General features: G+C 66.7%; 25 protein-coding genes. 7 read left to right on the top strand and 18 right to left on the bottom strand.

The window, feature by feature from the left end:
• Positions 1–282: 282 nt before the first annotated feature.
• The 7 genes from NWF34_RS13015 to NWF34_RS12985 form a co-directional block, all read right to left on the bottom strand.
• Entirely contained in the window at positions 283–1,623 is a 1,341-nt protein-coding gene (locus tag NWF34_RS13015) for an IS256 family transposase (protein WP_258325231.1), read from the bottom strand.
• A gap of 81 nt (positions 1,624–1,704) precedes the next feature.
• On the bottom strand, positions 1,705–2,478 hold the full coding sequence (locus tag NWF34_RS13010; RefSeq protein WP_258325230.1) for a DUF6928 family protein: 774 nt from the start codon (positions 2,476–2,478) through the stop codon (positions 1,705–1,707).
• Positions 2,479–2,481: 3 nt separating this feature from the next.
• Positions 2,482–3,567 (bottom strand): septation protein SepH, encoded by a 1,086-nt coding sequence (gene sepH, locus NWF34_RS13005; RefSeq protein WP_258325229.1) that lies wholly within the window; start codon positions 3,565–3,567, stop codon positions 2,482–2,484.
• A gap of 235 nt (positions 3,568–3,802) precedes the next feature.
• Positions 3,803–4,948, bottom strand: a complete 1,146-nt coding sequence (gene serC / locus NWF34_RS13000) for a phosphoserine transaminase (protein WP_006436060.1) — start codon at positions 4,946–4,948, stop codon at positions 3,803–3,805.
• Between the two features lie 310 nt (positions 4,949–5,258).
• Entirely contained in the window at positions 5,259–5,822 is a 564-nt protein-coding gene (locus NWF34_RS12995; protein ID WP_258325228.1) for a hypothetical protein, read from the bottom strand.
• Positions 5,823–6,127: 305 nt separating this feature from the next.
• Positions 6,128–6,343 (bottom strand): hypothetical protein, encoded by a 216-nt coding sequence (locus tag NWF34_RS12990; RefSeq protein WP_258325227.1) that lies wholly within the window; start codon positions 6,341–6,343, stop codon positions 6,128–6,130.
• A 151-nt stretch (positions 6,344–6,494) separates the two neighbouring features.
• Entirely contained in the window at positions 6,495–7,622 is a 1,128-nt protein-coding gene (locus NWF34_RS12985) for a citrate synthase 2 (RefSeq protein WP_024499915.1), read from the bottom strand.
• Positions 7,623–7,748: 126 nt separating this feature from the next.
• Here NWF34_RS12985 and pdxH point away from each other — a divergent pair, with 126 nt between their 5' ends.
• Positions 7,749–8,483, top strand: a complete 735-nt coding sequence (gene pdxH, locus NWF34_RS12980) for a pyridoxamine 5'-phosphate oxidase (RefSeq protein WP_024499916.1) — start codon at positions 7,749–7,751, stop codon at positions 8,481–8,483.
• Positions 8,484–8,576: 93 nt separating this feature from the next.
• Here pdxH and NWF34_RS12975 read toward each other — a convergent pair whose 3' ends face one another.
• Positions 8,577–11,276, bottom strand: coding sequence for a cation-transporting P-type ATPase (locus tag NWF34_RS12975; RefSeq protein WP_258325226.1), 2,700 nt, complete (start codon positions 11,274–11,276; stop codon positions 8,577–8,579).
• A gap of 131 nt (positions 11,277–11,407) precedes the next feature.
• Here NWF34_RS12975 and NWF34_RS12970 point away from each other — a divergent pair, with 131 nt between their 5' ends.
• Both NWF34_RS12970 and NWF34_RS12965 read left to right on the top strand, forming a co-directional pair.
• Positions 11,408–12,676 (top strand): MFS transporter, encoded by a 1,269-nt coding sequence (locus tag NWF34_RS12970; protein WP_159405857.1) that lies wholly within the window; start codon positions 11,408–11,410, stop codon positions 12,674–12,676.
• A 44-nt stretch (positions 12,677–12,720) separates the two neighbouring features.
• Entirely contained in the window at positions 12,721–13,794 is a 1,074-nt protein-coding gene (locus NWF34_RS12965; protein ID WP_159405858.1) for an isopenicillin N synthase family oxygenase, read from the top strand.
• Positions 13,795–13,876: 82 nt separating this feature from the next.
• On the opposite strand, the gene NWF34_RS12960 is transcribed toward NWF34_RS12965, so the two are convergent.
• The 6 genes from NWF34_RS12960 to NWF34_RS12935 form a co-directional block, all read right to left on the bottom strand.
• On the bottom strand, positions 13,877–15,004 hold the full coding sequence (locus NWF34_RS12960) for an oxygenase MpaB family protein (RefSeq protein WP_159405859.1): 1,128 nt from the start codon (positions 15,002–15,004) through the stop codon (positions 13,877–13,879).
• A 47-nt stretch (positions 15,005–15,051) separates the two neighbouring features.
• Positions 15,052–15,321, bottom strand: coding sequence for a DUF4235 domain-containing protein (locus tag NWF34_RS12955; protein WP_006436068.1), 270 nt, complete (start codon positions 15,319–15,321; stop codon positions 15,052–15,054).
• A 25-nt stretch (positions 15,322–15,346) separates the two neighbouring features.
• Positions 15,347–15,598 (bottom strand): DUF3618 domain-containing protein, encoded by a 252-nt coding sequence (locus NWF34_RS12950; RefSeq protein ID WP_006436069.1) that lies wholly within the window; start codon positions 15,596–15,598, stop codon positions 15,347–15,349.
• Positions 15,599–15,994: a phage holin family protein gene (locus NWF34_RS12945; RefSeq protein WP_024499921.1), complete on the bottom strand. Its 396-nt coding sequence runs from the start codon at positions 15,992–15,994 to the stop codon at positions 15,599–15,601. It lies immediately after the preceding gene.
• An 86-nt stretch (positions 15,995–16,080) separates the two neighbouring features.
• The gene (locus NWF34_RS12940; protein ID WP_006436071.1) at positions 16,081–16,953 is read right to left on the bottom strand and encodes a biotin-dependent carboxyltransferase family protein; all 873 of its coding nucleotides are present in this window, start codon (positions 16,951–16,953) and stop codon (positions 16,081–16,083) included.
• A 10-nt stretch (positions 16,954–16,963) separates the two neighbouring features.
• Entirely contained in the window at positions 16,964–17,647 is a 684-nt protein-coding gene (locus NWF34_RS12935; protein WP_159405860.1) for an allophanate hydrolase subunit 1, read from the bottom strand.
• A gap of 57 nt (positions 17,648–17,704) precedes the next feature.
• Between NWF34_RS12935 and NWF34_RS12930 the strand changes: the two genes are divergently transcribed.
• The 4 genes from NWF34_RS12930 to NWF34_RS12915 all read left to right on the top strand — a co-directional run bounded on the left by NWF34_RS12930 (position 17,705) and on the right by NWF34_RS12915 (position 21,755).
• Positions 17,705–18,643: a carbohydrate kinase gene (locus NWF34_RS12930; RefSeq protein ID WP_159405861.1), complete on the top strand. Its 939-nt coding sequence runs from the start codon at positions 17,705–17,707 to the stop codon at positions 18,641–18,643.
• 60 nt (positions 18,644–18,703) lie between these two features.
• Positions 18,704–20,026 carry a citrate synthase gene (locus NWF34_RS12925; protein WP_006436074.1) on the top strand — a complete coding sequence of 441 codons (1,323 nt, stop codon included), beginning with the start codon at positions 18,704–18,706 and terminating at the stop codon, positions 20,024–20,026.
• A gap of 62 nt (positions 20,027–20,088) precedes the next feature.
• Entirely contained in the window at positions 20,089–20,457 is a 369-nt protein-coding gene (locus NWF34_RS12920) for an FKBP-type peptidyl-prolyl cis-trans isomerase (protein ID WP_006436075.1), read from the top strand.
• A gap of 14 nt (positions 20,458–20,471) precedes the next feature.
• Positions 20,472–21,755, top strand: a complete 1,284-nt coding sequence (locus tag NWF34_RS12915) for a deoxyribodipyrimidine photo-lyase (RefSeq protein ID WP_258325225.1) — start codon at positions 20,472–20,474, stop codon at positions 21,753–21,755.
• A gap of 227 nt (positions 21,756–21,982) precedes the next feature.
• Here NWF34_RS12915 and NWF34_RS12910 read toward each other — a convergent pair whose 3' ends face one another.
• From NWF34_RS12910 to NWF34_RS12895, 4 genes are read right to left on the bottom strand one after another with little or no spacing between them, the layout of a single operon-like run.
• Complete coding sequence (locus tag NWF34_RS12910) at positions 21,983–23,212, bottom strand: ABC transporter permease (protein WP_258325224.1); 1,230 nt, start codon at positions 23,210–23,212, stop codon at positions 21,983–21,985.
• A complete protein-coding gene (locus NWF34_RS12905) occupies positions 23,209–24,105 on the bottom strand; it encodes an ABC transporter ATP-binding protein (protein ID WP_258325223.1) in 897 nt (298 codons plus the stop codon). The genes NWF34_RS12910 and NWF34_RS12905 overlap by 4 nt, the downstream gene beginning before the upstream one ends.
• Positions 24,102–24,725: a hypothetical protein gene (locus NWF34_RS12900; protein ID WP_258325239.1), complete on the bottom strand. Its 624-nt coding sequence runs from the start codon at positions 24,723–24,725 to the stop codon at positions 24,102–24,104. The genes NWF34_RS12905 and NWF34_RS12900 overlap by 4 nt, the downstream gene beginning before the upstream one ends.
• Entirely contained in the window at positions 24,725–25,036 is a 312-nt protein-coding gene (locus NWF34_RS12895) for a helix-turn-helix transcriptional regulator (RefSeq protein ID WP_258325222.1), read from the bottom strand. The genes NWF34_RS12900 and NWF34_RS12895 overlap by 1 nt, the downstream gene beginning before the upstream one ends.
• Positions 25,037–25,060 lie beyond the last annotated feature (24 nt).

Genomic DNA, 25,060 nt, shown 5'->3' with positions numbered 1-25,060 from the left:
CAGGTGCGCACCGAGATCCACGGACCCGACCCGGCGTCCGGCGATCAGTCGCGCCTGCACCTGCGCCAAGTCATCGACCTACGCAACGCCTCCGACGCCGAAGCCACCCTCGCCTCGATAATGCTCGCCGCCGCATACCCGCGCGCCTGAGATGGCATCGGTATGACGTTGTGCCCGGAATCCGGGCACAACGTCATACCGGTCTGAAGCATGTCCGGACCACGGCACGAGGGGGTCTGTCCGATATTCGGTGTAAGCGGCGGTTTCCGATTGCTCGGCGGGTCAGTGTTCTTCGGCTGCGGGCATACGATCGGCGAACGTGATTGCCAGGGCGTTGAGCGCTGGCTTCCAGCGTACGGCCCACTTCGTCTGACCGGTACCCTTCGGGTCCAGCGACCGGGTGACCAGGTAGAGCGTTTTGAGTGCGGACTGCTCGTTCGGGAAGTGCCCGCGAGCGCGCACCGCACGCCGGTAGCGGGCGTTGAGACTTTCGATCGCGTTGGTAGAGCACAACACTCGCCGAATCTCGACGTCGTAGTCAAGGAACGGAATGAACTCCTCCCACGCGCTCTCCCACAGGGTCACGATCGCTGGGTACGGCGTGCCCCACTTTTCAGCGAATTCCTCCCACCGCAGCCGGGCCTCAGCGGCGGTCGACGCGGTGTAGATCGGTTTGAGATCGGCGCTGATCTTGTCCCAGTACTTGCGGGAGGCGTACTTGAAGGTATTGCGGATCAGATGGATGATGCACGTCTGTACCGTGGCCAACGGGAACGCGGCAGATACACTGTCGGGCAACCCTTTCAACCCGTCACAGACAACGAAGAAGATGTCGCGGACACCCCTGTTCTTGAGGTCGGTGAGCACCGCCAACCAGAACCTGGCCGACTCACCGCCCCCGTCGCCGGCCCACATGCCTAGGATGTCTTTGTGCCCGTCGAGATCAACACCGATCGCGGCGTAGATCGGCCGGTTACGCACCTGCCCGTCACGGATCTTGACCATGATCGCGTCGATGAACACCGCCGCGTACACCTTCTCCAGCGGGCGTGCCCACCAACCCACCATCTCCTCGATGACCCGATCAGTGATGCGGGAGACGGTGTCTTTCGACACCGACGCACCGTAGACATCGGCGAAATGCGCCGAGATCTCTCCGGTCGTGAGGCCTTTGGCATACAGCGACAGCACCACCCGATCCACATCGGTGACGCGACGTTTGCTCTTACCGACAATCACCGGGTCGAAGGTGCCGTTGCGGTCGCGGGGGACCTCGATCGGCACCTGCCCGCACGCGTCAGTCAGGACCCGTTTCGTGCGCGTGCCGTTGCGCGAATTGCCGGTGTTGCGGCCGGCCACGTCATGTTTGTCGTAGCCAAGATGCTCGGTCATCTCCTCATCGAGCGCCGCTTCGAGCACGCTCTTGGTCAATGCTTTGAGCAGCCCGTCAGGACCGGTCAGGGCCACGCCCTGAGCGCGGGAGCTACGTACTAGATCGCTTACCAAGGCCTGCTCGGCCTTCGAGAGCTCACGCACCGCATCCGCGGTGGTGACATCGTGTTCCTGACCGGGCTGAACCGGCCCTGCCACCGGGGCATCCACGCCCCCGATTGTGTCGGTCATCGTCGTGATTCCTCCTGCCCCACGCCGGGGGCGATCAAAACCACTTACACCGAATCAGCGACAGTCCCGCACGAGGAGCGGTCAGAAGCCGAAATACTCCCGGATGCGTCCGCGCTTGCGGGGATGGCCCTCTGGCGGTGCGACACGTTCCCCGGCGTGGGCGGCGGTGGCTCGGCGATAGTTCTCGAAGTCGGCGGCGGTCGGCTCGTACTCCGCCGGGTGGAGCGCGAAGCCGGTGACGGTGATGTCGGCCGGGTCGAGGTCGGTCGGGGCGAGCGGATGCGTGTAGCGGAACCCGAGCCAGGACCGGTTGGCCTCCTCGGCGAGCTGGGCCGGGTGGAAAGGCAGCGCCATCCCCTGGTTGGGGACACCTTCGGCGTAGGTGAGCGGGTATTCGCCACCCCAGAACGGCTTCTCGAAGGTGAACGGGAGTCCGTGGTCCTCATGGATGGTCACCGGGTCGGCGGAGAACGAGCGTCGGAGTGAACCCGATTCCCAGCGCGCGAACGCCCCGAACGACGTGTCGGGTTCGGTGTAGAGCAGCGTCGTCACCGCGCTCGGGCGGATTGCGGCCAGCGTCCGGGTCAGCGTCGAGGGGACGGCCGTCTCGAACAGCGAGCATGAGATGACCGCGAGCGAACCGTAGAACCCGGCGTAGACGTGGTGGTCCTTCGCAGCGGCTGCGGTCGCCAGGTCGGTGTCGACGAGCGGGACGAGAACGCTGTCGCCGTAGATCTTCGACGCGAGTTGCTGGGCGTGCTGATGATCGTGCCGCGGTGCGCGCACGACGCTGCGTAGGTCGTCGGCCGGGTCGGGAGAGTCGATGAACCAGACGGTGGCCGCGCGTGCCGACATATGTCAGCTGTTCCCGTTGCTGCGTACGCCGAGCAGGACGTCCTCCCACGCGGGCACGGCGGGTTTGCGTGGCTTCTTCTTGCGCGGACGTTCGGCGTGAGCGGGTCCGGGCTCGCGTGTCGCAGGGCCCTCCGGCGAGTCGGTGTCGTGGTCGGTCGCCGACGCGGTGTCCGCTTCGGAGTCGATGCTGTCGCGCCCGGGTGTGTCCGCCTGGGATGGCGCCGAAGCGGCGTCCGGTTCCATGGTTGTGGACTGGACAGGCGCCTGCGCAACGGGGGCGGCGATCGGGGTGACCGGTGCCGGGGGCGTGTGGGCGGTGGTCTCGTCGTCGAACCCGAAATCGAGAGGAACGGTGCCGTTGTCCTCCCGCACCGCACGACGTTCCTGGCGTGCGCGCTGGGCACCGATCAGCGAGTTGGCGTCGAGCGTGACTTCTTCACGTCCGTCCGATGTGGTCTCGACGGCGATCTCCGGGGTGGCGACCGGCATGAGTCGACGCCGCGGTGCGATGGTCTCGGGGTGTGTCAGCTCGTCGGCGAGATCGTCGAGCGGATCGACGGTGCCGCCGTGGGTGCCGGGCTGATAACGCCAGTGCGCGAGGTTGTCGGTGCGTCCGACGCTCCACGCGACCTGCACGACCCAGTAGCCGCTGTCGTCCTTCCAGGCGTCCCAATCGGCGTCGGCCGGGTTGTGGCCGTATGCGACGAGTCCCTCCGCCACGGTTTCGGCAAGGGTCGCAACCGCCGGCCCGTCGTGCCGGATCGGGTGAGCTGCGCCGGCGAGCTCGGTGGCGCGGGAGCGTTCGAGCAGTACCGGGTGGGCGAAACGTTCGATCTTGTCGACACCCACCCCGGCCGCGGCGGCGACCTCGGCGACGGACGCACCCGCGCGGATTCGTGCCTGGATCTCTCGTGGCCTCAATCCACTTTCCATCTCGATCTCGATCTGTCCCAGCCTGGTGATGTCGCCGCGGGCCGCGGCGCGAAGGCGTTCATCGGAGGCGATCCGGAATTTCTCACCCGATTGAGGGTCTTGGCAGATGACGTGGGAACCGTCGGTTTCCACTCCGACGACGCGGAGCTCACGCATCTGCTCCTCCTCCGGTGGGTGCACGCATTGGAGCCACATTAACTCACCGATCTGCCGATTCACTGTGGGACACGCGGTAAAACCGCAGTTCAGAACGCGTGGGGCCCGTGCGACTCCAGCGATGGGTGCGTCGTATGTGGTCTGTGTTGTCCAGGCTACCCGCTGGCCTGAACGCCACCGGCGCGTCGACCCGAAGGTATGGACGCGCCGGTGACGGTGTGGGTCTTCGCCGTGCTCAGAGACGCTCGACGATGTAATCGATGCACTTGGTGAGCTTGGTGACGTCCTCGGGCTCGATCGCCGGGAACATGCCGATACGCAGCTGGTTGCGTCCCAGCTTGCGGTAGGGCTCGGTGTCGACGACACCGTTGGCGCGCAGGGTCTTGGCGATCGCGGCGGCGTCGACATCATCGTTGAAGTCGATGGTGCCGACGACCTGGCTGCGGTTGGCGGGCTCGGCGACGAACGGCGTCGCGAACTCGCTGGCCTCGGCCCACTGGTACAGGCGCGAGCTGGAGTCGGCGGTGCGCGAGACGCACCAGTCCAGGCCGCCGTTGTTGTTCATCCACTCGATCTGGTTGGCGAACAGGAGCAGTGAGCCGACGGCCGGGGTGTTGTAGGTCTGGTTCTTGCTGCTGTTGTCGACGGCGGTCGGCAGCGACAGGAACTCCGGGCACCAGCGGTCGGTTTCGGCGATCTTCGCGATGCGGGCGAGTGCACGCGGGCTCATCAGTGCCACCCACAGGCCGCCGTCGGAGGCGAAGCACTTCTGCGGTGCGAAGTAGTAGACGTCCGCGTCGGCGATGTTCACGGGGAGACCGCCGGCCCCGGAGGTGGCGTCGATGGCGATGAGCGCGTCGTCGGACTCCGCAGGTCGCAGGACCGGCACGGCGACACCGGTCGAGGTCTCGTTGTGGGCCCAGCCGATGAGGTCGACGCCGCCGAAGTCGTCGGCGGTCAGTGCGGCCGGGTCGGGAGCGGTGCCGGGATCGGTGGAGATGACCGCGGGCGAGTCCAGGAACGGTGCCTTCTTGGCGACGGTCGCGAACTTCGACGAGAACTCACCATAGGTGAGATGCAGCGAGCGCTGCTTGATCAGACCGAAGGCGGCGGCGTCCCAGAACGCGGTGGTGCCACCGTTGGAGATGACGACCTCATATCCCTCCGGCAGCGAGAACAGATCGGCCAGACCCTCGCGGATCGAGCCGACCACGTTCTTGACCGGTGCCTGGCGGTGACTGGTGCCGAACACCGAGGCGCCGGTGTCGACGAGGGACTGCAACTGCTCGGGGCGTACCTTCGACGGTCCGCAACCGAAGCGGCCGTCCGACGGCAGCAGGTCGGCGGGCAGGGTGATGGGTGCGGTTGCGGTATCGCTCATGGGCTCGATTCTAGGGTTGTGGCGGACACCACCTTCTTGGCGCCTCGGCTTTTCCGTTCCGACCGCTCGCAGAATCGCCTTTTTCGGGCAGAAGCGCTATGCACGCGCTCGAGTCGACCGTCGACCAGCTCGGGCTGCCGGTCACGTTCAAGTGCCGCAACGGCGGACACAACTGCCGTGGGGCCTGCACTGACCGTCTGACCGGCCGCGCGATCGCCACCCCGGTCCAGGATGTTCGCTCCAGCGACGGCAGGTTCGATAGTGGTGGGCGCGGCGGGCGAGCTGGATTGACCTCTCGATCGTGAGGGGGCTAAGGCACCGGCCACGCCGGGGTCTGAGGAAGCGTCGGAAAACCTTCCTCGCCGAACATCTTCGGTGTCAGTTCGTTCGGGTATCCGTCGGCTGCGAACGGGCTCTGCCCGGAGAATGCGGGAACCTGGTTGAGTTTGTCCACCGCCCACTGGGTGCAGGGGCGATCTTTGAAGGGGCTCTGCGCGGGCCGTGGCTTATCCCACCGGACAGCGTCGAACTTCCACGGGTAGAAGACGTCGAACTGTGGTGCGCGTGTCCCGGTGCCCGCAGTTATCGCGCGGTCGGTGTTCTCGCGGGGATCGGTTGCGCCATCGGGCAATCGGGCGGTGAAGGAGAATTCGATGGCGCTGAGTTCGTCGCTTTCGGGTTCCTGCGTCTCGACCTCTGCTCGTCCGTTCGTCGAGTAGCAGCCCCGCGCCGTCACGCGTCTGTCGGCGACGTCGACTTCGAGGATGTGTGCGTACAGGGTCCCGAAGTATGCCGGCTTCGTGGCCTCCGGTCGCTTCGGAGCCCACAGGCAGCTCGCCGAGGTGTCGAGGCTAGGCGGCGGTGCAGCGTCCATGGCGCCGGGGTACACATACTGTCGGCCGAATATCGACAGTTGACATGATTCGACATATGCCCGGGTCAGCTCTGCGGCCCGACCGTTGAGATCGATCGGTTCAGACGCGGACCACACGACGTTGTAGGGGCCCGCGACGTCAACGGGGTAGCGGTATTCACTTGGTGGCACAGTGCTCGGAATCGCCTGCGCACTGCTGCTTGTGCTTGTGGTCGGTGACTGCGCTCCTGGTTCAGGCGTCGAGCATCCAACGACACTCAGGCAGGCCGCGACAGCGAGGAGCACGTATCGGAGGGCGGCACTCATCAGTTATGCCCGTTCAGAATCTGAGCCAAGTGCGCGTTCCATCGCGCTAAGGAGATCACCGGTATCGCCTTCGTGCTCGGAAAGGATTTGATCGGCGCGGCATGGTCGGCTGCCGTCGTCGCCAGTTCGTCTGCTTTGGACTTGACGAAGCTGGTCATCTGGCGTTCTCGCTCCGCGATTTCCGCGGGCGTCAGTTCATCGTCTTCTTTGGGCACGTAACGCATCGTCCAGGTGGGATCGGTTTCGCTGACGAGGGCACAACGCTGGAGCGTTGCACCCAGGAGCGCGCCGTTGACGACGGTCTGCGAGGAACTGATCGCTTCGGCGGCGTCGGTGAGCGTCGCTTGGGGCCAGCGGTGGACTTGTCTACAGCCCCGGCTTCACCACGTCACCCCAGCCCTCGACGTCCTCGGGACGACGCGGGGCGGGACCGGTGTAGATCGCAGCGGGGCGGACGAGCTTGCCCAGACGCTTCTGCTCCAGGATGTGGGCGCACCAGCCGGCGGTGCGACCGCAGGTGAACATCGCGGGCATCATGTGCGTCGGAACCTCGGCGAAGTCGAGGATGACCGCGGCCCAGAACTCGACATTCGTCTCGATCGCCCGGTCGGGGCGTCGTTCGCGAAGCTCGGTGAGGGCAGCCTGCTCGAGCGCGGCGGCGACCTCGAAACGCGGGACCCCGAGTTCTTGGGCGGTGCGTCGGAGAACGCGGGCGCGGGGATCCTCGGCGCGGTACACGCGGTGCCCGAAGCCCATCAGCTTCTCCTTGCGGTCGAGGATGCCCTTCACCAATCCTCGTGCGTCGCCGGTGTTCTCGACCTCCTCGATCATCGGCAGCACGCGCGCCGGTGCGCCGCCGTGCAGTGGTCCCGACATCGCGCCGATGGCTCCCGACAGCGACGCCGCGACGTCGGCGCCGGTGGAGGCGATCACGCGTGCGGTGAACGTCGACGCGTTCATGCCGTGCTCGGCCGCGCTCACCCAGTAGGCGTCGATGGCGGCCACATGCTTGGGGTCGGGATCGCCCTTCCATCGGGTCATGAACCGTTCGGTGACGGTCGAGCATTCGTCGATGACGTGCTGCGGGACGGCGGGCTGATGGATGCCGCGCGCCGACTGTGCGACATACGACAACGCCATCACCGAGGCGCGTGCAAGGTTTTCCCGCGCGGTGGCGTCGTCGATGTCGAGCAGCGGTTCGTAACCCCAGATCGGGGCGAGCATGGCGAGCGCCGCCTGGACGTCGACGCGCACGTCGCCGGTGTGGATGGGTAGCGGAAACGGCTCGGCCGGCGGCAGTCCGTCGCCGAACTTTCCGTCGACGAGAAGAGCCCACACGTCGGCGAAGGTCACCTTGTTCTCGACGAGATCCTCGATGTCAACCCCGCGATAGCGCAGGTTGCCGCCGTTCTTGTCCGGTTCGGCGATCTCGGTGGTGAACGCCACCACGCCTTCGAGACCTGGGACGAAATCCTCGGGTACCGCGTTGGCCATGGCAACCACCTCACTGAGACAACTGTGTCCTGCTATTCACATGCGTCGATCAGATCGAACTGTAGATCAGCGCGCGCCTCGGCGTGTACGACGGAGGGACAATGTCGTCGGAGTAAATTCGGCCAGGTGTTGGATGAACCACTCGAGCCGATCGATCTGCCGAACATGCGCGTCGGCTATGGCGGCGGTATCCCGCCCAACATCGGGGAGGGCGACCGCGCAGCCGGCGCCGACGGCATCCGGGAGAATCTCGACCCGAGTTGGCTCCGGGGCGACCCGCCGTGGCTCGACCTCTTCCACGTCTGGCTGCGCGAAGCTCTCGACGCCCGCATCGCCGAGCCCAATGCGATGGTGCTCGGCACCGTCGACGACCGGGGCCGCCCGTCGACGCGCACGGTGCTGTGCAAAGGGGTCGACGCCAACGGCGTGGTGTTCTTCTCCGGCTACGAGTCGGAAAAGGGCCAGCACATGGCCGCGAATCCCCATGCATCGGTGACCTTCCCGTGGATCGCCCTGGAGCGCCAGGTCCATTTCCGCGGGCCGGTCGAACACCTCAGTGCCGAAGAGACGCAGGCCTATTGGGAGATCCGACCGCGGGGATCACAGTTGTCGGCCGCCGCGTCGGAACAGTCCCGGCCGATCGGCAGCCGACTCGAACTCGAGCAGAAGGCCGCCGAGCTGGCCGAGCAGTACGGCGGGTTCGACGCCGGCGACGAGATCCCCGTCCCGTCGAACTGGGGCGGCTACCGCATCGTTCCGGTGGAGGTCGAGTTCTGGCAGGGGCGGGCGAATCGCCTGCACAACCGGGTGCGCCTCACCCACGTCGACCACGAATGGCGCGTCGAGCGGCTGCAGCCCTGAACCTGCGACCCGGTGGAGCCGCCATGTCCGACACCGGCGCGACCTCCCGATCGTGCGTCCGCCGCAGGGCGCCCGGTGTCTCGGCGGTCCGTATCAGAGGCGCCACACCGCGCGGACCACTGCCTTGCGGATTTCCTCGACCACCAGAACCGACGACGCGACGACAACGGCGTAGAGCCACTCGGTGGCGGTGAGGGAAGTGGTGTCGAACAGGTCCTGGAGGAAGCCCACGTTGACGACCGCCACGTGCAGCACGATCACCGCCACCAGGGAGATCCAGATCGCTTGATTGGTCAGGGTCTGTAGGGAGAACACCGACCCACGATCCGAACGCACGTTGAGCAGGTTGAACACCTGGTAGAAGACGAAGGTCGTGAAACCCAGCGTGCCCGCGAAGAGCGGGTCTCGGGCGCTGTCGGGGAAGATGTCGTCGGCGAACACCAGGGTCAGGATGGTGCCGACGGTCATGACGATGGCGAGTGAGAGGATGCGGAGCACGCGATTACGGCTGAGCAGTCTTTCGCCGGGCGATCTCGGCTTCTGCTTCATCGTGCCGGGCTCGGTGGCGTCGACACCGAGTGCGAGCGCCGGAGGGCCGTCCATGATGATGTTGACCCACAGGATCTGCAGCGCGGTGAACGGTGCGCCCCCGGCGATTCCCGTGATACCGGCGGTGAGGAAGATGAGGACGAAGCCCCACGCCGTGGTGAGCTGGAACTTCACGAACTTGACGATGTTGGCGTAGATTCCGCGACCGTCGCGCACCGCGGAGACGATGGTCGCGAAGTTGTCGTCGGTGAGGATCATCTTCGCTGCACCCTTGGAGACGTCGGTGCCGGTGATACCCATGGCGATGCCGATGTCGGCCTGCTTGAGGGCGGGTGCGTCGTTGACGCCGTCGCCGGTCATCGCGACCACTTCGCCATTCGCCTGCAAAGCCTCGACATAACGGATCTTGTGTTCCGGTGCCACCCGGGCGAGAACCCCGAAATGGGCTGCGCGTGCTCGCAACTCGTCGTCGCTGATGTCGTCGATGGTGCCGCCGGAGAGCGGTTCGCCCTCGATGCCGAGGTCGGTGGCGATCGCCGACGCGGTGGTGAGGTGATCGCCGGTGATCATGTGAACGCCGATCCCGGCCTCGTGGGCGGTCGCGATGGCTTCGCGTGCTTCCGGTCGAGGAGGGTCGAGGATGCCGACCACCGCGTAGATCGCGAGGTTGTCGACGGCGTCGAAAAGCGAGGACTCGTCGGGTAGGTCGGACAACGTCGTCCCGGCGATCATGAGGGTGCGCAGCCCTTCGTGGGCGAGCTCGTCGACAGCCGTCGCGATCAGGTCGCGATCTTCGTCGGTGATCGCGCGGTCGCCCTCGGAGGTACGCACCATCGTTGCCCGACTCATCAGCACACCCGGGGCGCCCTTCGCATAGCACCGGTACGGGCCGGTGCCCGGCAGGCTGCTCTCGTGGAAGGTCGCCATGAACTTGTAGTCGGAGTCGAACGGCACCTCGGCGAGACGCGGATGATTCGCCCGGGCGCCGACCACATCGATGCCGCCCTTCTCGGCGAGCACGACCAGCGCACCCTCGGTCGGGTCACCCACCAGCACACCGTCGTTCACCGACGCATCGTTGCACAGCGACATCGCCAGGAAGGTCCGGCGGAAATCGGGAAGTGCATCTTCGCTGTCGGAGAGGATCTTGCCGTCGGACGAGTAGCCGCTGCCGGTCACCCGGTAGATGTGACCGGCCACGACCAGCTTTCGGACAGTCATCTCGTTGAGGGTCAGCGTTCCTGTCTTGTCGGTTGCGATATGCGTTGTGCTGCCCAGGGTCTCGACGGCCGCCAGCTGTTTGATGATCGCTCCGCGCTTGGCCAGCCGCGACGCGCCGAGGGCGAGCGTGAATGCGACAACTGCGGTCAATCCCTCCGGGATGGTCGCCACCGCCAGCGACACGGCGGTCAACAGCAGTTCCGACCACGACTCCCCGCGAAGCAGACCGAGGAGGAAGACAATGCTCACGACGACGATCGCGATGACGGTCAGCAGCGTCGCAAGCTGGTCGATTCGTCGCTGCAAGGGGGTCTTGTCGACGCCGGCCGTGCCCAGAAGCGAAGCAATCGTGCCGATCTCGGTCGACATGCCGGTTCCGGTCACCACCATCGTCGCCCGGCCGCGGGTGACCTCGGTGTTCATGAATGCCATGTTGGTTCGGTCGCCGATCGGAAGGTTCGGATCGTCGAGGGGATCAGCGGTCTTGGTGACCGGCTGCGATTCCCCGGTCAGAGCCGACTCCGCGATCTGCAGCCGGGCCGCCTGCACGATCCGGCCATCGGCTGGGACGGCGTCGCCGGCCTCGAGCAGGACGATGTCGCCGGGCACGAGCTCGGTGCGTTCGACGTACCGCTCCTGACCGTCTCGTCGAACCCGTGAGGAGTCCACCGACATGCTCCGCAGCGCGCGGAGACTCTCTTCGGCTCGCGACTCCTGAACGTAGTTGATCACGGTGTTGAACGTGATCACCGCGAGGATCACCACCGGCGTCTCCCACTCGCGCGACACCCCGGCGCTGACAGCTGCCGCCGCCACGAGCACCAACGTCATCTTGTCCGCGAGCAGACGCAGCACCTTACGCCAGGCCGGTTCGCGGGCTTCCTTGCGCAAGCGGTTCTCGCCGTATTCGGAGCGACGTTCGGCGACCTCGGCATCGGTGAGCCCGACCGTGATGTCGGTTGCCAATCCGTCGGCGAGAGCCTCCGCCGTCCACGTGTGGGGGTGTTCGGTGGTCGTCGTCATGCGGACTTTCCCGGGTCACTCGGCCCCGTGAGCGGGGGCGCGGTCATGGACAGGTGCTGACACCTCGACAGTAATGGGCGTCCGGGCCGGCGTCGGTCTACTCGTGTGCGGGCGGTCCTAGGATGGCGAGAATGCGCCGCCACCTCGCCGATACGACGCCGCTGCGCACTCTCGCTTTCCGGCGCCTGTGGCTCGCGAACATCGTCACCGTCGTCGGAGCCCAGCTCACGATCGTCGCGGTGCCCGCACAGATCTACGAGGTCACCGGCAGCTCCGCCTACGTCGGCCTGACCGGCGTGTTCGGATTGGTCCCGCTGGTGGTGTTCGGGCTGTGGGGCGGTGCACTCGCCGACGTCGTCGACCGTCGAACACTGCTGATCACCACCACCGTCGGTCTCATCGTGTGCAGTGCGCTGTTCTGGGTGCAGGCTGCAGCCGGCGGCGGCAACGTGTGGATCCTGTTGGTGCTGTTCGCCGTTCAACAGGCGTTCCTCGCGGTCAACCAGCCGACGCGGACGGCGGTGCTGCCACGACTGCTCGACGCCAAGGATCTCCCGGCGGCGTTGTCGCTGAACATGACGGTCATGCAGGCGGGTGCCATCGCCGGCCCGCTCGTCGGTGGAGCGCTGATCCCGATCCTGGGCTACTCGTGGCTCTACTTCGTCGACACCCTGTTCCTGTTGCCGACGCTGATCGCGGTCGTCATGTTGCCGTCGCTGCGTCCGGAGAGCGACGCGGCGCCCAAGGTCGCCGGGCTGCGCTCGGTGATCGAAGGGCTCCGGTACCTGACCGGCCACAAGATCCTGATGGCGTCGTTTCTCGTCGACCTCATCGCCATGATCTTCGGCATGCCCAGGGCGCTGTTCCCGCAGATGGCACACGAGAACTTCGGCGGACCGGAGGGCGGCGGCATGGCGTTCGCCCTGTTGTTCACGGCGATCTCCGCGGGGGCAGTGGTCGGCGGTATCTTCTCGGGCTGGGTCGCGCGCGTCGAACGGCAGGGCCTGGCCGTGATCGTCTGCATCATCATCTGGGGTCTGGCGATCACCGGAACCGGCATCGCGGTGTCCTTCGCCGACGGCACGGCGATGCCGATGCTCGTCGTCGCGGTGGTGCTGCTGATGATCGGCGGTGCCGCCGACATGGCGTCGGCCGCCTTCCGTCAGACGATCCTGCTGGCGGCGGCCAACGACGAGGTCCGCGGGCGCCTGCAGGGCGTGTTCATCGTGGTGGTCGCGGGTGGCCCCCGGATCGGCGACGTGGCGCACGGCACCGCGGCCGCATCGATCGGGGTCGCGGCTGCCACGGCCTTCGGCGGTGTCGCCGTGGTGATCGCGACAATCATTGCGGCCCTCTTGATCCCGGCTTTCGTGCAGTACCGGGCCGGTCAGCGGACCTGAGCCGTTCGACGCCTGGCCAGCGGTTACGGTGATTCGGTGTCACCATGGACGCCATGACCGCCGCCTCCACCGGCTTCCAGGTGCCGATCATCGACATCTCGCCCTACATCCGCAACGGTGATGCCGCCGATCGGGCCGTGGTCGCGGCGAAGGTCGACGACGCCGCCGGTTCGGTCGGGTTCATGCAGATCGTCGGGCATGGGATCCCGCCGGCGGTCATCGACGAGTTCACCGCGGTCATGGACGACTTCTTCGCCCTTCCGCTCGAGGAGAAGAAGGCGTACCGAACGCCGCCGGAGATCAATCGCGGCTACGCGCCACCGAAGTCGGAGTCGTTGTCCCTGTCGCTGGGCGTCGAGTCCGCGGACCGCATGAACGACTTCTTCGAGGCGTTCAACGTCGGGGTCGAAGCACGCGAGTACCCCGAACTCGCTCTTCCCGGCGACCACTACGCCGACAACACGTGGCCGGCCGTCGACCACTTCGAGGCGGCCGTCTCGACCTTTTTCGTCGAGGCACGACGGGTCGCACACACCCTGACCCGCATCTTCGCCGATGCCCTCGACCTTCCCGCCGACTTCTTCGAAGGATTCACCGATCACTCGCTCGACGTCCTGCGGATGAACAACTACGCGCTCCCGCCCGGAGAGATCGAACTCGAGGGAGAACTGACCGGGATGGGGGAGCACACCGACTACGGCATCGTCACCGTCCTGTGGGCGGACCAGGTGAAGGGCCTGCAGGTCCTCGACCACCACGGCCGATGGCACGACGTGAGTCCCGTCGACGGTGCACTGCTGGTCAACATCGGCGACCTCATGGCCCGCTGGACCAACGAACGTTGGATGTCGACGCTACACCGGGTCAAGGCGCCGATCGTCGACGGCGCGATCGAGCGTCGACGCTCCGCCGCGTACTTCCACGACGGCAACATCGACGCGATGATCGCGACCCTGCCGTCGTGCGTCGGGGCGGGAAGCCGATACTCGCCGATCACCGTCGGGGAGCACATCGGCGCCAAACTCGCCGGATCACGCGCCGGCCGGCCGAACCCGTATGCCCAGCGGGAGGCGGAGCGGGTGCGTCATGCGATGCGACGGGGACAGGGACGGCAGTAGTCGGGCCGGGCAGAGACCAGACGACGGTTCCCGCTCACCCGGACAGGTGAGCGGGAACCGCCCCCGACGTCGTCGTGAAGTCTCAGTCCGAGGTCAGCACTGTCGGATACGTCGCGCGCCGAGCGGCGGTGACGGGGCAGTAGTGCATCGGGTTGTCGCGCTGGTCCAGCGGTGGCAGGTTGCGCCTGGGTGTGTGCGCGATCGGCGCGTCCTTCGCGACCCTGCCGTTCACGCGGTCCCACGCGTCGCGCGGACGCGGGTGGCGCAGAAAGCGTTTCGGCAGCAGCCTGTGCATGACGAGGTTGATTCCCTTGCCCAGGAGGCGGAATCGACGCTCGTCGTCGTCGGTCCACTCGAGGCCGAGGATCTCGCGGATCGGCTCGTCGTAGAAGCCGGTCGTCAGCCACATGAACATCTTCTGGTTCTGCGGGACGAGGTAGCGGTCCCAGACCGACTTGGGGATGAAGCTCAGGAACGGGGGCGGCGGCAGCTGGGTGATGTCGAGGACCGTGCGTACCGACACGTGGTCGCGTAGGACGTTGCGGCACATGTAGTCCCAGTACTCGAGAAAGTCCTCGTAGGTCTCCGGGACGGGGCGCATCGAGACGCCGTACTGGGCGTACCAGGCCTTGGACTCCTCGAACAGCTGGCGCTTCTGGTCCTCGGTGAGGAACGGGCCGAACCGCTCGCACAGGCGGACGTTGCCGTACCAGAACGTCGCGTGCGCCCAGTAGAAGACGTCGGGGTCGAGCGCGTGATAGCGCGACCCGTCCTCCATCGTCCCCTTGACGGTGCGGTGATAGTCCCGGACCTCGAGGCCGGTCTTCGTGCCGGGGATCACGGAGTCGAAGACGACGCCGCTGATCGGGTAGAGCGACCGCATCAGGCGCTGCCAGCGTTCTCCGAAGAAGTCGGAGTGGTCCCAGACGGCGGCGCCGAGCTTGGGGTGCATGTTCTGGATCGAACCGGCCCACAGGCTCTGGAACATGCCGGTCCAGGTACCCCAGATCTGCCAGGTCAGCGAGTCCGGACCGAGGGGCTCGTACTCGTGGGCGGGTTTGACTCCCTCGGCATCGGTCTCGTAGCCGTCCTCGGAGAACTGGCTGCCGGGAGAACGCCCGGCGTCGGCCGGGCAGCTCTGCTCGGCCGACGCGTCGTCGGTGGCGTGAACGGGACAGGTGGTCTGTTCGTCGTTCAGTACCTCAGTCATGAGACAGAACCCTAGGTTCGTCTCAGTGGTGTGTCAACCGTCACGTCTTAGTCGGGGTTCTCGTGAGTCACCGCCTGGTAGCCGCGTGCACCGGCACGGTCGACGGCCGCACGGACCAGTCCGAAGACCAGTCCCTGAAGCGCCGCGGCAGTGAGCACCTCGACATTGCTGCGCTCCAGATCCTTCGGATCGGGCGCTTCGGCGTCGTCGGAGATCCGTTTCCAGATCTGGCCGAACACGGCTCCCGCGGCGATGCCGCCGAGCACGCTCGTCGCCAGTGACAGTGGTTTGTAGAACGCCTTGGACACGGCAGTCATGTCGAATTCCTCCTGGGTCGGGTGTTCAGCGGCGACGCTTGATGACGACGACGGTCCCGATGGCGACCAGCACGGCCACCGCGACACCGATCAATGCGGTGCGGTTCTCCTCGGCCTTCACCTTCGCGGTGTACGCCGTTTCCGCCGCGGCGGCGTTCATTCGTGCCGGGACATCGAGCTTCGCCGCCAGCGCATCGACGGTCTCGGCGAGTTCCTCGCGCTGCTGCTCCACCGGCGGCGGGTCGGTCGGGTTCCGATCGGGCTGCGTGTCACTCATCTACAGGTGCTCCTTCACGGTTGCGACGTCGCGCTGGACGCTCTCGACGGTGTGCTCGGGGGCGGGCGGGACGGCCGACTTCGCACGCTGCGCACCGAACGCCGCCGCTGCGCCGCCGATCGCCAGGAGCACGACTCCGACGATCACCGCGGCCAGCCACGCCGGCACGACATTCGCCAGTCCCAGGACCGCAGCGGCGACCAGCGTTCCGAGGCCGAACAGCACCAGCAGGGTGCCCGCGCCGGAAATCCCCGCGCCGACACCGATCCGGGTCCCCTTCCCCTTCATCTCGGCCACTGCATTCTGCAGCTCGGTCTTGACCAGGGTCGTCGTCTGACTCTGGAGCCGTTCGACGAGCTGCACGGTCGACAGATCGTTCACAGACGGATCGCTCACGGTGGTACCTCCACATCGGGGACGTCCTACGCGTTCCCGACCGGCACCGGTCCCAAACGTCGGCGCCGTCTGAATCGGATCTCCGATCAGCGCCGTCTGAAACGGATCTCCGATCCGGGCACGAGCTGTGCGGCGAGATCGGCCGACGTGTCGGTCAGCACGGCCACCACGGGATAACCGCCGGTGACCGGATGGTCGGGGAGGAACAGCACCGGGCGACCGCTCGGTGGCACCTGTACCGATCCGTGAGCGACTCCCTCCGAACGCAACTCGCCCGCGTTCTCCCGATGCGTCAGCAGCGGATACGACGAACCCGCGGCGCGGTCGATGCGGACACCGACGCGATTGCTGTCGGCGCCGACCACCCAGGTCCCCGATCTCAGGTCGGCAGCCGCGTGCAGCAGATCGGCACGCGGACCTTCGTCCACCTCGAGAACCACGACGCGCGGATGCTCGGTGTTCGCCGGCGCCGACTGGACGGACGGCCACTCGCCGGCGGCCCGGCCCACCCGCACCCGCACATTCGCGGTGAGAACCGGCGGCCCCAACCCCGACAACGTGTCGGTCGACCGCGACCCCAGGACCGGCTCGACGTCGAACCCGCCGCGCACCGCTAGGTAGTTGCGCAGACCCCACACCGGTGGGTCGACGGCCAGTTCGTCACCCTCGCGCAGGACGACGGTCGCGGCGAGACCGACCGGAACCCCGTTGTGGCGCACCGAGGTGTCGGCACCCGTCACCACCGCCAGTACGTCGCCTTCGACACGGATACGCAAGCCGCCCAGGGTCGTCTCGATCGTGGCGGCCGATTCGTCGTTGCCGACAAGGCGATTGGCCAAGGTCAGCGAGCCGCGATCCGCACCACCGGAAGCGGGTACGCCGAGATGCGCGTATCCGTGGCGGCCGAGGTCCTGAAAGGTCGCGAGCGGGCCGGTCGCGAGCACGGTGACGGCGGTCATCCGGTTGTGCTCATGTCGTCCCTGCCCATTCCCCCCCGCTTGTCCTGACGTCGACGAACCGCACCAGGTGTCCGGTCGCGAACAGTGCGGGCGGGTCGACCTTCTCGTCCCACAGTCGAACATCGGTGCGGCCCAACAGCTGCCAGCCGCCCGGACTCTCCTTCGGGTAGACGGCGCTGTACCCGGCGGCGATCGCGACGGCACCTTCGGGGACACGGGTGCGCGCCTCGGCGCGCCGGCCCACGGCGTCGAACGGATGCGGTGTCGGCTCGTCGGCGACCAGGTAGCCGAACCCGGGTGCGAACCCCATGAACTGCACACGCCAGCGGGTACTGCAGTGCAGGCTGATCACCTCGTCGGCCGAGATGCCCAGGGCGTCAGCAACATCCGCGAGATCGTCGCCGTCGTAGTGCACCGGGACGAGGATCTCGTCAGCCCGTCCGACGCCCTGGTGGACACCGGCACGTCGACGACGCAACGCGCGCCGCACACCCAGTTCGTCGACGCCGCGGCCCGGTCGGGCCTGCACCAGCAGCGTGTGGGCGCTCGGTACCAGATCGATGACCCCGGGCAGCTCTCCGCGGTCCACGGCATCACGCAGGGCGATCGTTGCGTCGAGCACTGCGGCCGACGGGGACTCGTAGGCCGAGAAGTCGAGCACCACCGCATCGGGACCCGCCGGCAACTCGTGCATGCACCGAATCTACCGCCGAGAGGGTGGCAGACTGGGCCACACAGACGAAAGGGACCCATGAGAGAGATCGTTGTCTGCGGGGAAGCGCTCGTCGACGTGGTGCAGCAGGAACAGGCACCCGGCGCGACGCTGGCGCCACTGCAGCCGGCGCTCGGCGGGGGACCGTTCAATGTCGCGATCACATTGGGACGCTTGGGGAGTGCCGTCTCATTGCTGTCGGCGGTGTCCACCGACAACTACGGCGAGGCCATCGTCGGCTCGCTGCAGGGCGCCGGGGTCGGCACCGCGATGCTGCAGCGCCGACGGGAACCGACGTCGCTCGCGCTGGCCACCATCGCGGACAACGGTTCCGCGCAGTACTCGTTCTATGTGGAAGGCACCGCGGATCGCACTGTCGCCGACCCGGGTTCACTCGCACCGACCGTCGCCGCGGCGACCTTCGGGACGCTCTCGCTGGTGCTCGAACCCGGCGCCACGGTCTACGAGAACCTGATGCGGCGCTGCCACGCCGAACGCCGACTCGTCGTGCTGGACCCGAACATTCGCTCGGTCCTCATCCCCGACGCAGACGCCTACCGGCGGCGTTTCCGCAGTTGGATGCCGTCCGTCGACGTGGTGAAACTGTCCGACGAGGATGCGGCATGGCTCGGTGAAGGGGCGGCCGGGAGCGCTGTGAAGGACTGGCTCGCCGACGGTGTCGCAGCGGTGATCACCACCGCGGGCGCGTCCGGAATCACCGTGACCACGACCGAAGACGAGGTCACCGTGCCCGCCCGGAACGTCGACGTCGTCGACACGATCGGCGCCGGCGACAGCGTCCTGGGAGGCCTCGTCCACCAGCTCGACCGACTGGGTGCGCTGTCGCCGGATTCGGTTCGCTCACTGACCGCCGATCAGTGGCGTGAGGTCGCCGAATTCGCAGCTCACGTGGCTGCCGTCACCGTCTCGAGGCGTGGCGCCGACCCTCCGTGGGCAGGCGAGCTGAGAAGAGACTAGTTTGTACCTGTGTGTCCTACCCGGACACTGTCAAAACTCTGATCTGAATAAGGGGTTCGTGTGTCTGCTGAAACAGTCCCAGCCGACCAGGCGTCCGACACGGCCTCAGCGACCTTCACCTACCCCGGTGGACAGCTGGAGCTCCCGATCCTGAAGGCCACCGAGGGCACTGACTCGGTTGCGCTCGGCAAGTTCCTTGCCGAGACAAACCTGACCACTTTCGACGGTGGTTTCGTGAACACGGCGTCGACCAAGTCGGCGATCACCTACATCGACGGCGACGCCGGCATCCTGCGGTACCGCGGCATCCCGATCGAGCAGCTCGCGGAGAAGTCGACCTTCATCGAGGTGAGCTACCTCCTCATCTACGGAGAGCTCCCGACCCCGTCGCAGCTCGAGGACTTCACCACCAAGATCCAGCGGCACACCCTGCTGCACGAGGATCTCAAGCGCTTCTTCGACGGCTTCCCCCGCAACGCGCATCCGATGCCGGTGCTGTCGAGTGCGGTCAACGCGCTGTCGGCGTACTACCAGGACTCTCTCGATCCCAAGGACGACGAGCAGGTCGAGCTGTCGACGATCCGCCTCCTGGCGAAGCTGCCGACCATCGCCGCCTACGCCTACAAGAAGTCGGCCGGCCAGCCGTTCCTGTACCCGGACAACTCGCTGAGCCTCGTCGAGAACTTCCTGCGCATGACCTTCGGCTTCCCGGCCGAGCCCTACGAGGTCAACCCGGACGTCGCCAAGGCACTCGACATGCTGTTCATCCTGCATGCCGATCACGAGCAGAACTGCTCGACCTCGACGGTGCGCCTCGTCGGCTCGTCTCAGGCCAACCTCTTCACCTCGATCTCCGGCGGCATCAACGCCCTCTGGGGTCCGCTGCACGGTGGCGCCAATCAGGCGGTGCTCGAGATGCTCGACGCCATCCGCGCCGAGGGTGGCGACACCAAGGACTTCATGAAGCGGGTGAAGAACAAGGAAGCCGGCGTCAAGCTGATGGGCTTCGGTCACCGCGTCTACAAGAACTACGATCCGCGCGCCGCGATCGTGAAGAAGACCGCCGACTCGATCCTGGAAACCCTCGGCGTGCAGGACGACCTGCTCGACATCGCGAAGGGTCTCGAAGAGGTCGCTCTGTCCGACGACTACTTCATCGAGCGCAAGCTGTACCCGAACGTGGATTTCTACACCGGCGTCATCTACCGTGCGATGGGCTTCCCGACGCGGATGTTCACCGTGCTGTTCGCGTTGGGCCGCCTGCCGGGCTGGATCGCGCACTGGCGTGAGATGCACGAGGACCCGACCACCAAGATCGGCCGTCCGCGTCAGCTCTACACCGGCTACACCGAGCGCGACTACGTGCAGATGGGCGATCGCTGAGCGACGCTTCGGCGCCGACCACCCGGAACAACGACTGACCGCCCGACTCAAAGGAGAGTCCTGTGACCAGCACTGAGAAGCCCGAAGTCGAGTTCCAGGCGGGTCCTCCGCCGGCCGACCTCTCCATCGCCGACCTCATCGTCGGTGACGGTGCCGAGGCCGTCCGCGGGGGTGTCGTCGACGTCCACTACGTGGGTGTCGACTACGAGACCGGCGAAGAGTTCGACTCCTCGTGGGATCGCGGCCAGTCGGCCAACTTCCCGCTGGACCGGCTGATCCCGGGCTGGCAGGAAGGCATCCCCGGCATGAAGGTCGGCGGCCGCCGTCAGCTGACGGTTCCGCCCGAGCTGGCCTACGGACCGGCCGGGGCGGGGCACCGCCTCTCGGGACGGACCCTCGTGTTCGTCATCGACCTGCTCGGAGTGGGCTGACGTCCACCAACCTGGTGTGGCTCAGGCGCGATCTGCGCCTGAGTGACCTACCAGCGCTAGCTGCAGCCAGAGGGACCGATTCGTCGGTCCTTCTGTGCTTTGTGGTGGATCCCCGGCTGGAGAAGTCGTCGGGGGAGCGACGCCTCGCGTTCCTCTTCGATTCGCTCCGCGAGGTCGACGCCAAGCTCGACGGCAGACTCCTCGTCGTCCGCGGTCGGCCGGAGGAGGAGATCCCGCGGCTGGCCCGGGCCGTCGGCGCCGGGTCCGTACACATCTCCGGGGACTTCTCGCCGTTCGGTCGACGCCGTGACGAGGCGGTCGACGAGGCGCTGGGCGACACCCCGCTCGAGGCCACGGGTTCGCCGTACCTCGTCTCGCCCGGCCGGGTCACCAAGGACGACGGCGAGCCGTACAAGGTCTTCACCCCGTACTTTCGCCGGTGGCGCGATCACGGCTGGCGAAAGCCGGCCGATTCGTCGGTCCCGGATTCAGCGGTTCTCGACCCGTCGGACGTGACGAAGTCGGGCCGGATCAGAATCCCGAAGGCGCCGACGAGGCTGTCGTTTCCGGCCGGAGAGGATGCCGCGCTCGCCCGGTGGGCCGAGTTCGTCGAGGACGATCTCGCCGACTACGACACCGGACGCAACGACCCCGCCGCCGACGTGACCAGCCGGATGTCGGCGTACCTGAAGTACGGCAACATCCACCCGCGCACGCTGGCCGCCGATCTCGGCCGCTCCGACGGGGACCAGGCCTACCTCCGTGAACTCGCCTTCCGCGACTTCTATGCCGACGTTCTCCATCACTGGCCACACAGCTTGTGGCACAACTGGAATCGCCAGTTCGACGACATTGCGCTGGACACCGACGAGAAGGCTTACGAGCGCTTCGAGGAGTGGAAGGCCGGACGGACCGGCTTTCCGCTCGTCGACGCCGGGATGCGACAGTTGGCCGAGATCGGCTGGATGCACAATCGGGTCCGGATGGTCACCGCGTCGTTCCTCGTGAAGGATCTCCACCTGCCCTGGTGGTGGGGTGCGGAGTGGTTCCTCGAGCAGCTCGTCGACGGCGACGTGGCGTCGAACAACCACGGCTGGCAATGGGCTGCGGGTACGGGAACCGATGCGGCCCCGTACTTTCGGGTGTTCAATCCCGAGGCGCAGGCCAAGAAGTTCGATCCCGACGGCGAATACATCCGGCGCTGGGTCGGCGACACCGACGCCGACGACTATCCTGACCCGATCGTCGACCACAAGGCCGAGCGGGAAGAAGCCCTGCGTAGGTTCGGCGAGATCTGAACGGAGCCGGTGGTTTCGACGCGGTGCCTCGCTTCGCTCGGGACCGGCTCAACCGGCGGGGGTTCTGCCGGTTGAGCCGTGAGGAGCGCACACGACGGGGTCCTGCCGGTTGAGCCGTGAGGAGCGCACACGACGGGGGTCTGCCGGTTGAGCCGTGAGGAGCGCACACGACGGGGGTCCTGCCGGTTGAGCCGTGAGGAGCGCAAGCGACGAGCGTGTCGAAACCCCTACCGCGCCAGCTTCAGCACCTCGCCCCATCCGAGGCGCGACCCCGTGCGCAGGATCGACCGCTGGTAGATCCGTGCCGCGACCCAGGTGGCGAGCGCGCAGACGACGGCCATGATCAGGAACGTGAGCACGATCTGCAGGGTGTCGGTGTCGCCGCTCGCGATCCGCATCGGCATGAGCGCCGCGCTGAACGGCGGAATCCAGCTGAGCACCTTGATCAGGGTCGAATCCAGCGCCTGCACACCGAAGATCCCGGCGTACATCACCGCCATGGCGAGAACCGTCAGGGGGAAGGACGCCGAGCTGAGCTCTTCCTGGCGTGACACGATGGCGCCGGTCGCGGCGTAGAGGGACGCGAAGAACAGGAAGCCGAGCACGAACCAGGCGATGACGGCCGCGAACATCCCGACCGCCGCGCCGGGAAGCGTCAGAATGCCGGTCGCGGTCCCGGCGATCAGCGCCGTAGCGCCGAGCAGCACGACCTGTGCCAGAGCGACCGTTCCGATGCCGATGATCTTGCCCCACAACAGATGCAGTGGCTTGATCGTCGCGAGGAGCAGTTCGACGACACGAGACGTCTTCTCCTCCACGACGCCGACCGCCACCATCGTGCCGCCCATCATGATCGCGGTGATCAGCAGCACCACACCCACGAGGGCGATGACGAGGCGCTCGCCCTCGTCCGGGTGAGCCGGCTGGAGTTGTGTCACCGAGATGTCCACGGCGGGAAGCGAGGCCGCGTCGACGCCGCGGGCCGCCAGGGCGTCGGCGATACCTGCCTGCGACACCGCTGTCCGGATGGGGCCTTCGACCGCAGGGTCGGCGCCGTCCTTGCTCAGGATCACGTAGGAGCCCGGGGTTTCTCCCGGTACGAGTGCCGCCGCCACGTCGCCGTCGGTGACCCTGGACCGCGCCTGTTCGATGGTGTCCACCGGCTCGGTGGCGATGGTGGTACCGGCCGAATCGCCGATCGCGACAATCGATTCGGTGACCGCCGTCGGTTGCCCGACGACGGCGACCTTCTCGACGTCCTCGCCGCCGGCGAGCAGGTTGATGACGATGGCGCCGGCGATGATGACGACCATCAGCAGCACCGTGCTGACGACGAAGGACCTGGTCTTGGCGCGAGTGGTGATCTCACGCTCGGCGACGAGTCGAATCGCCTGGGCGGCCGATGCCTTGGGGGAGGGACGGGTTGTCGTGTCGGGGACGTGGTGCAGTGCGGTCATGCCGAAACCGCCTCTCGGAACAGGTCGGTGAGGGAGGGTGTGGACGTCGCGAAGCGGTGGACGGGGCCGTGATCGAGTGCGGCGGAGAGGATCTGCTGGTCGTCGGCGACGTTCGGGTCGATCAGGAGACGGGTGGTCTCGCCGTAGTCGACGCGGTGCACGCCGGGGAGTGAGTCGGCCCACGCGACATCGGAGCGGGGGCCGGTGATCTCGAGAGTGATGCCGTCGCGGGAACGCAGTGCGTCGACGGTGTCCAGAGCCCGCATCTCGCCGCGCGCGACGATGCCGACGCGATCGCAGAGGCGCTGGACGAGATCGAGCTGGTGGGAGGAGAAGATCACCGGGATGCCCTCGGCCGCCTTCTCTTTGAGCACATCACTCATGACGTCGACGGCGACCGGGTCGAGCCCGGAGAACGGCTCGTCGAGCACCAGCACCTCGGGATCGTGGACCAACGCGGCTGCGAGTTGGACGCGCTGCTGGTTGCCGAGGCTGAGGTCGGCGACGTTGTCGTCGTACCGGGCGCCGACGCCGAGCCGATCGGTCCAGCGCCGTACCGATTCCTCGGCTTCAGCGGTGTTCATGCCGTGGAGCCTCGCGAGGAAGGTGAGTTGTTCGCCGACCTTCATCTTCGGGTAGAGGCCGCGTTCTTCGGGCATGTATCCGATGCGCCGGCGGAGATCGAGATCGATGGGGCGATCGCCGAGCCGGACCTCGCCGGCGTCGGCGGACAAGACCCCGAGAATGATGCGCATCGTAGTCGACTTGCCCGCGCCGTTGCTGCCGACGAAACCGAAGATCTCGCCGGGTTCGACGTGGAAAGTCATGTCGCGCAGGGCGACCAGGTCCCCGTAGCGTTTGTGGAGACCGTCGACGATGAGAGGTGCGTTCATGCTTCGCGTTCCTTCCTGCCGGTGGCGGTCTTGTCTGTGGGTATCCGCGGTCCGTCGATGAGATCTTCCGGGTCGGGGTCGCCCATCCACCAGGCGATGAGCATGGTGGGCACGCAGATCGAGGAGAGGACGAGGGAGATGAGCAGGATGGCGCTGCCGTAGACCCACTGGCCCGGGACCTCGTCGCGCATGCTGATCGCGATGAGGACGAAGTAGGGGATGAACATCACCGCGTAGAGCACGAAGAATCCGAACGAACGTGCCGAATTGCGTTGTGCGAGCTGTATTTCGTCGAGCGTGGAGACGGGCGAGTCGGCGACGGACCCGGTCACGATGCGCAGTGCCGTCAGGATCGAGATGACCGAGACGAGTCCGATGCCGAACGGGAGGAGGAACCAACCCGACGACAGGAACGCGAGAGAGGAACTGGCGATGATGAACACGAGTGCGACGATCAGTGCGACCACCAGCCGTCGGTACGCGCGCTGATTGCGCCACGACGGCAGGCGATGGGCGTGCTTGGCATTGAATTCCTCGTGACGGCGCCCCCGCCAGTCCTCATAACGGCGCCAGAGCTCGGGTTTGACCTCCTCCGGGAACGCCGAGTTCGGGTCGTTCATCATTCACCTCCGGTGTCGTTGGTGGGCGAGCCGTTCGATGTCGGTCGCGTATCGCGCCGGTAGAGCTCGGCGGACATCGCGCCGAACGGCGTACGGCTGAACACGGCTTCGACGGGCAGGTCGAAGACATCGCAGATGCGGAACGCGAGGTCGAGGCTCGGGTAGTTGTCGCCCCGCTCGAGCGCGCCGACCGATTGCACGTTGATGCCGACGAGGTTCGCCAGCTCGGCTCGCGACATCTGTCGTTCCGCACGCAAGACGCCGATGCGGTTGTAGATGGGGAGCTTTTCCCCACGGCGTATTGGGCTCACCTCACCAAGTGTTGGGAAAACACA

It is taken from the genome of Gordonia sp. GONU (assembly GCF_024733855.1).
In the GTDB taxonomy this organism is placed as follows: domain Bacteria; phylum Actinomycetota; class Actinomycetes; order Mycobacteriales; family Mycobacteriaceae; genus Gordonia; species Gordonia amicalis.
Note: the sequence above shows the minus strand (reverse complement) of the source record. Positions and strands in the feature narration are given on the sequence as shown.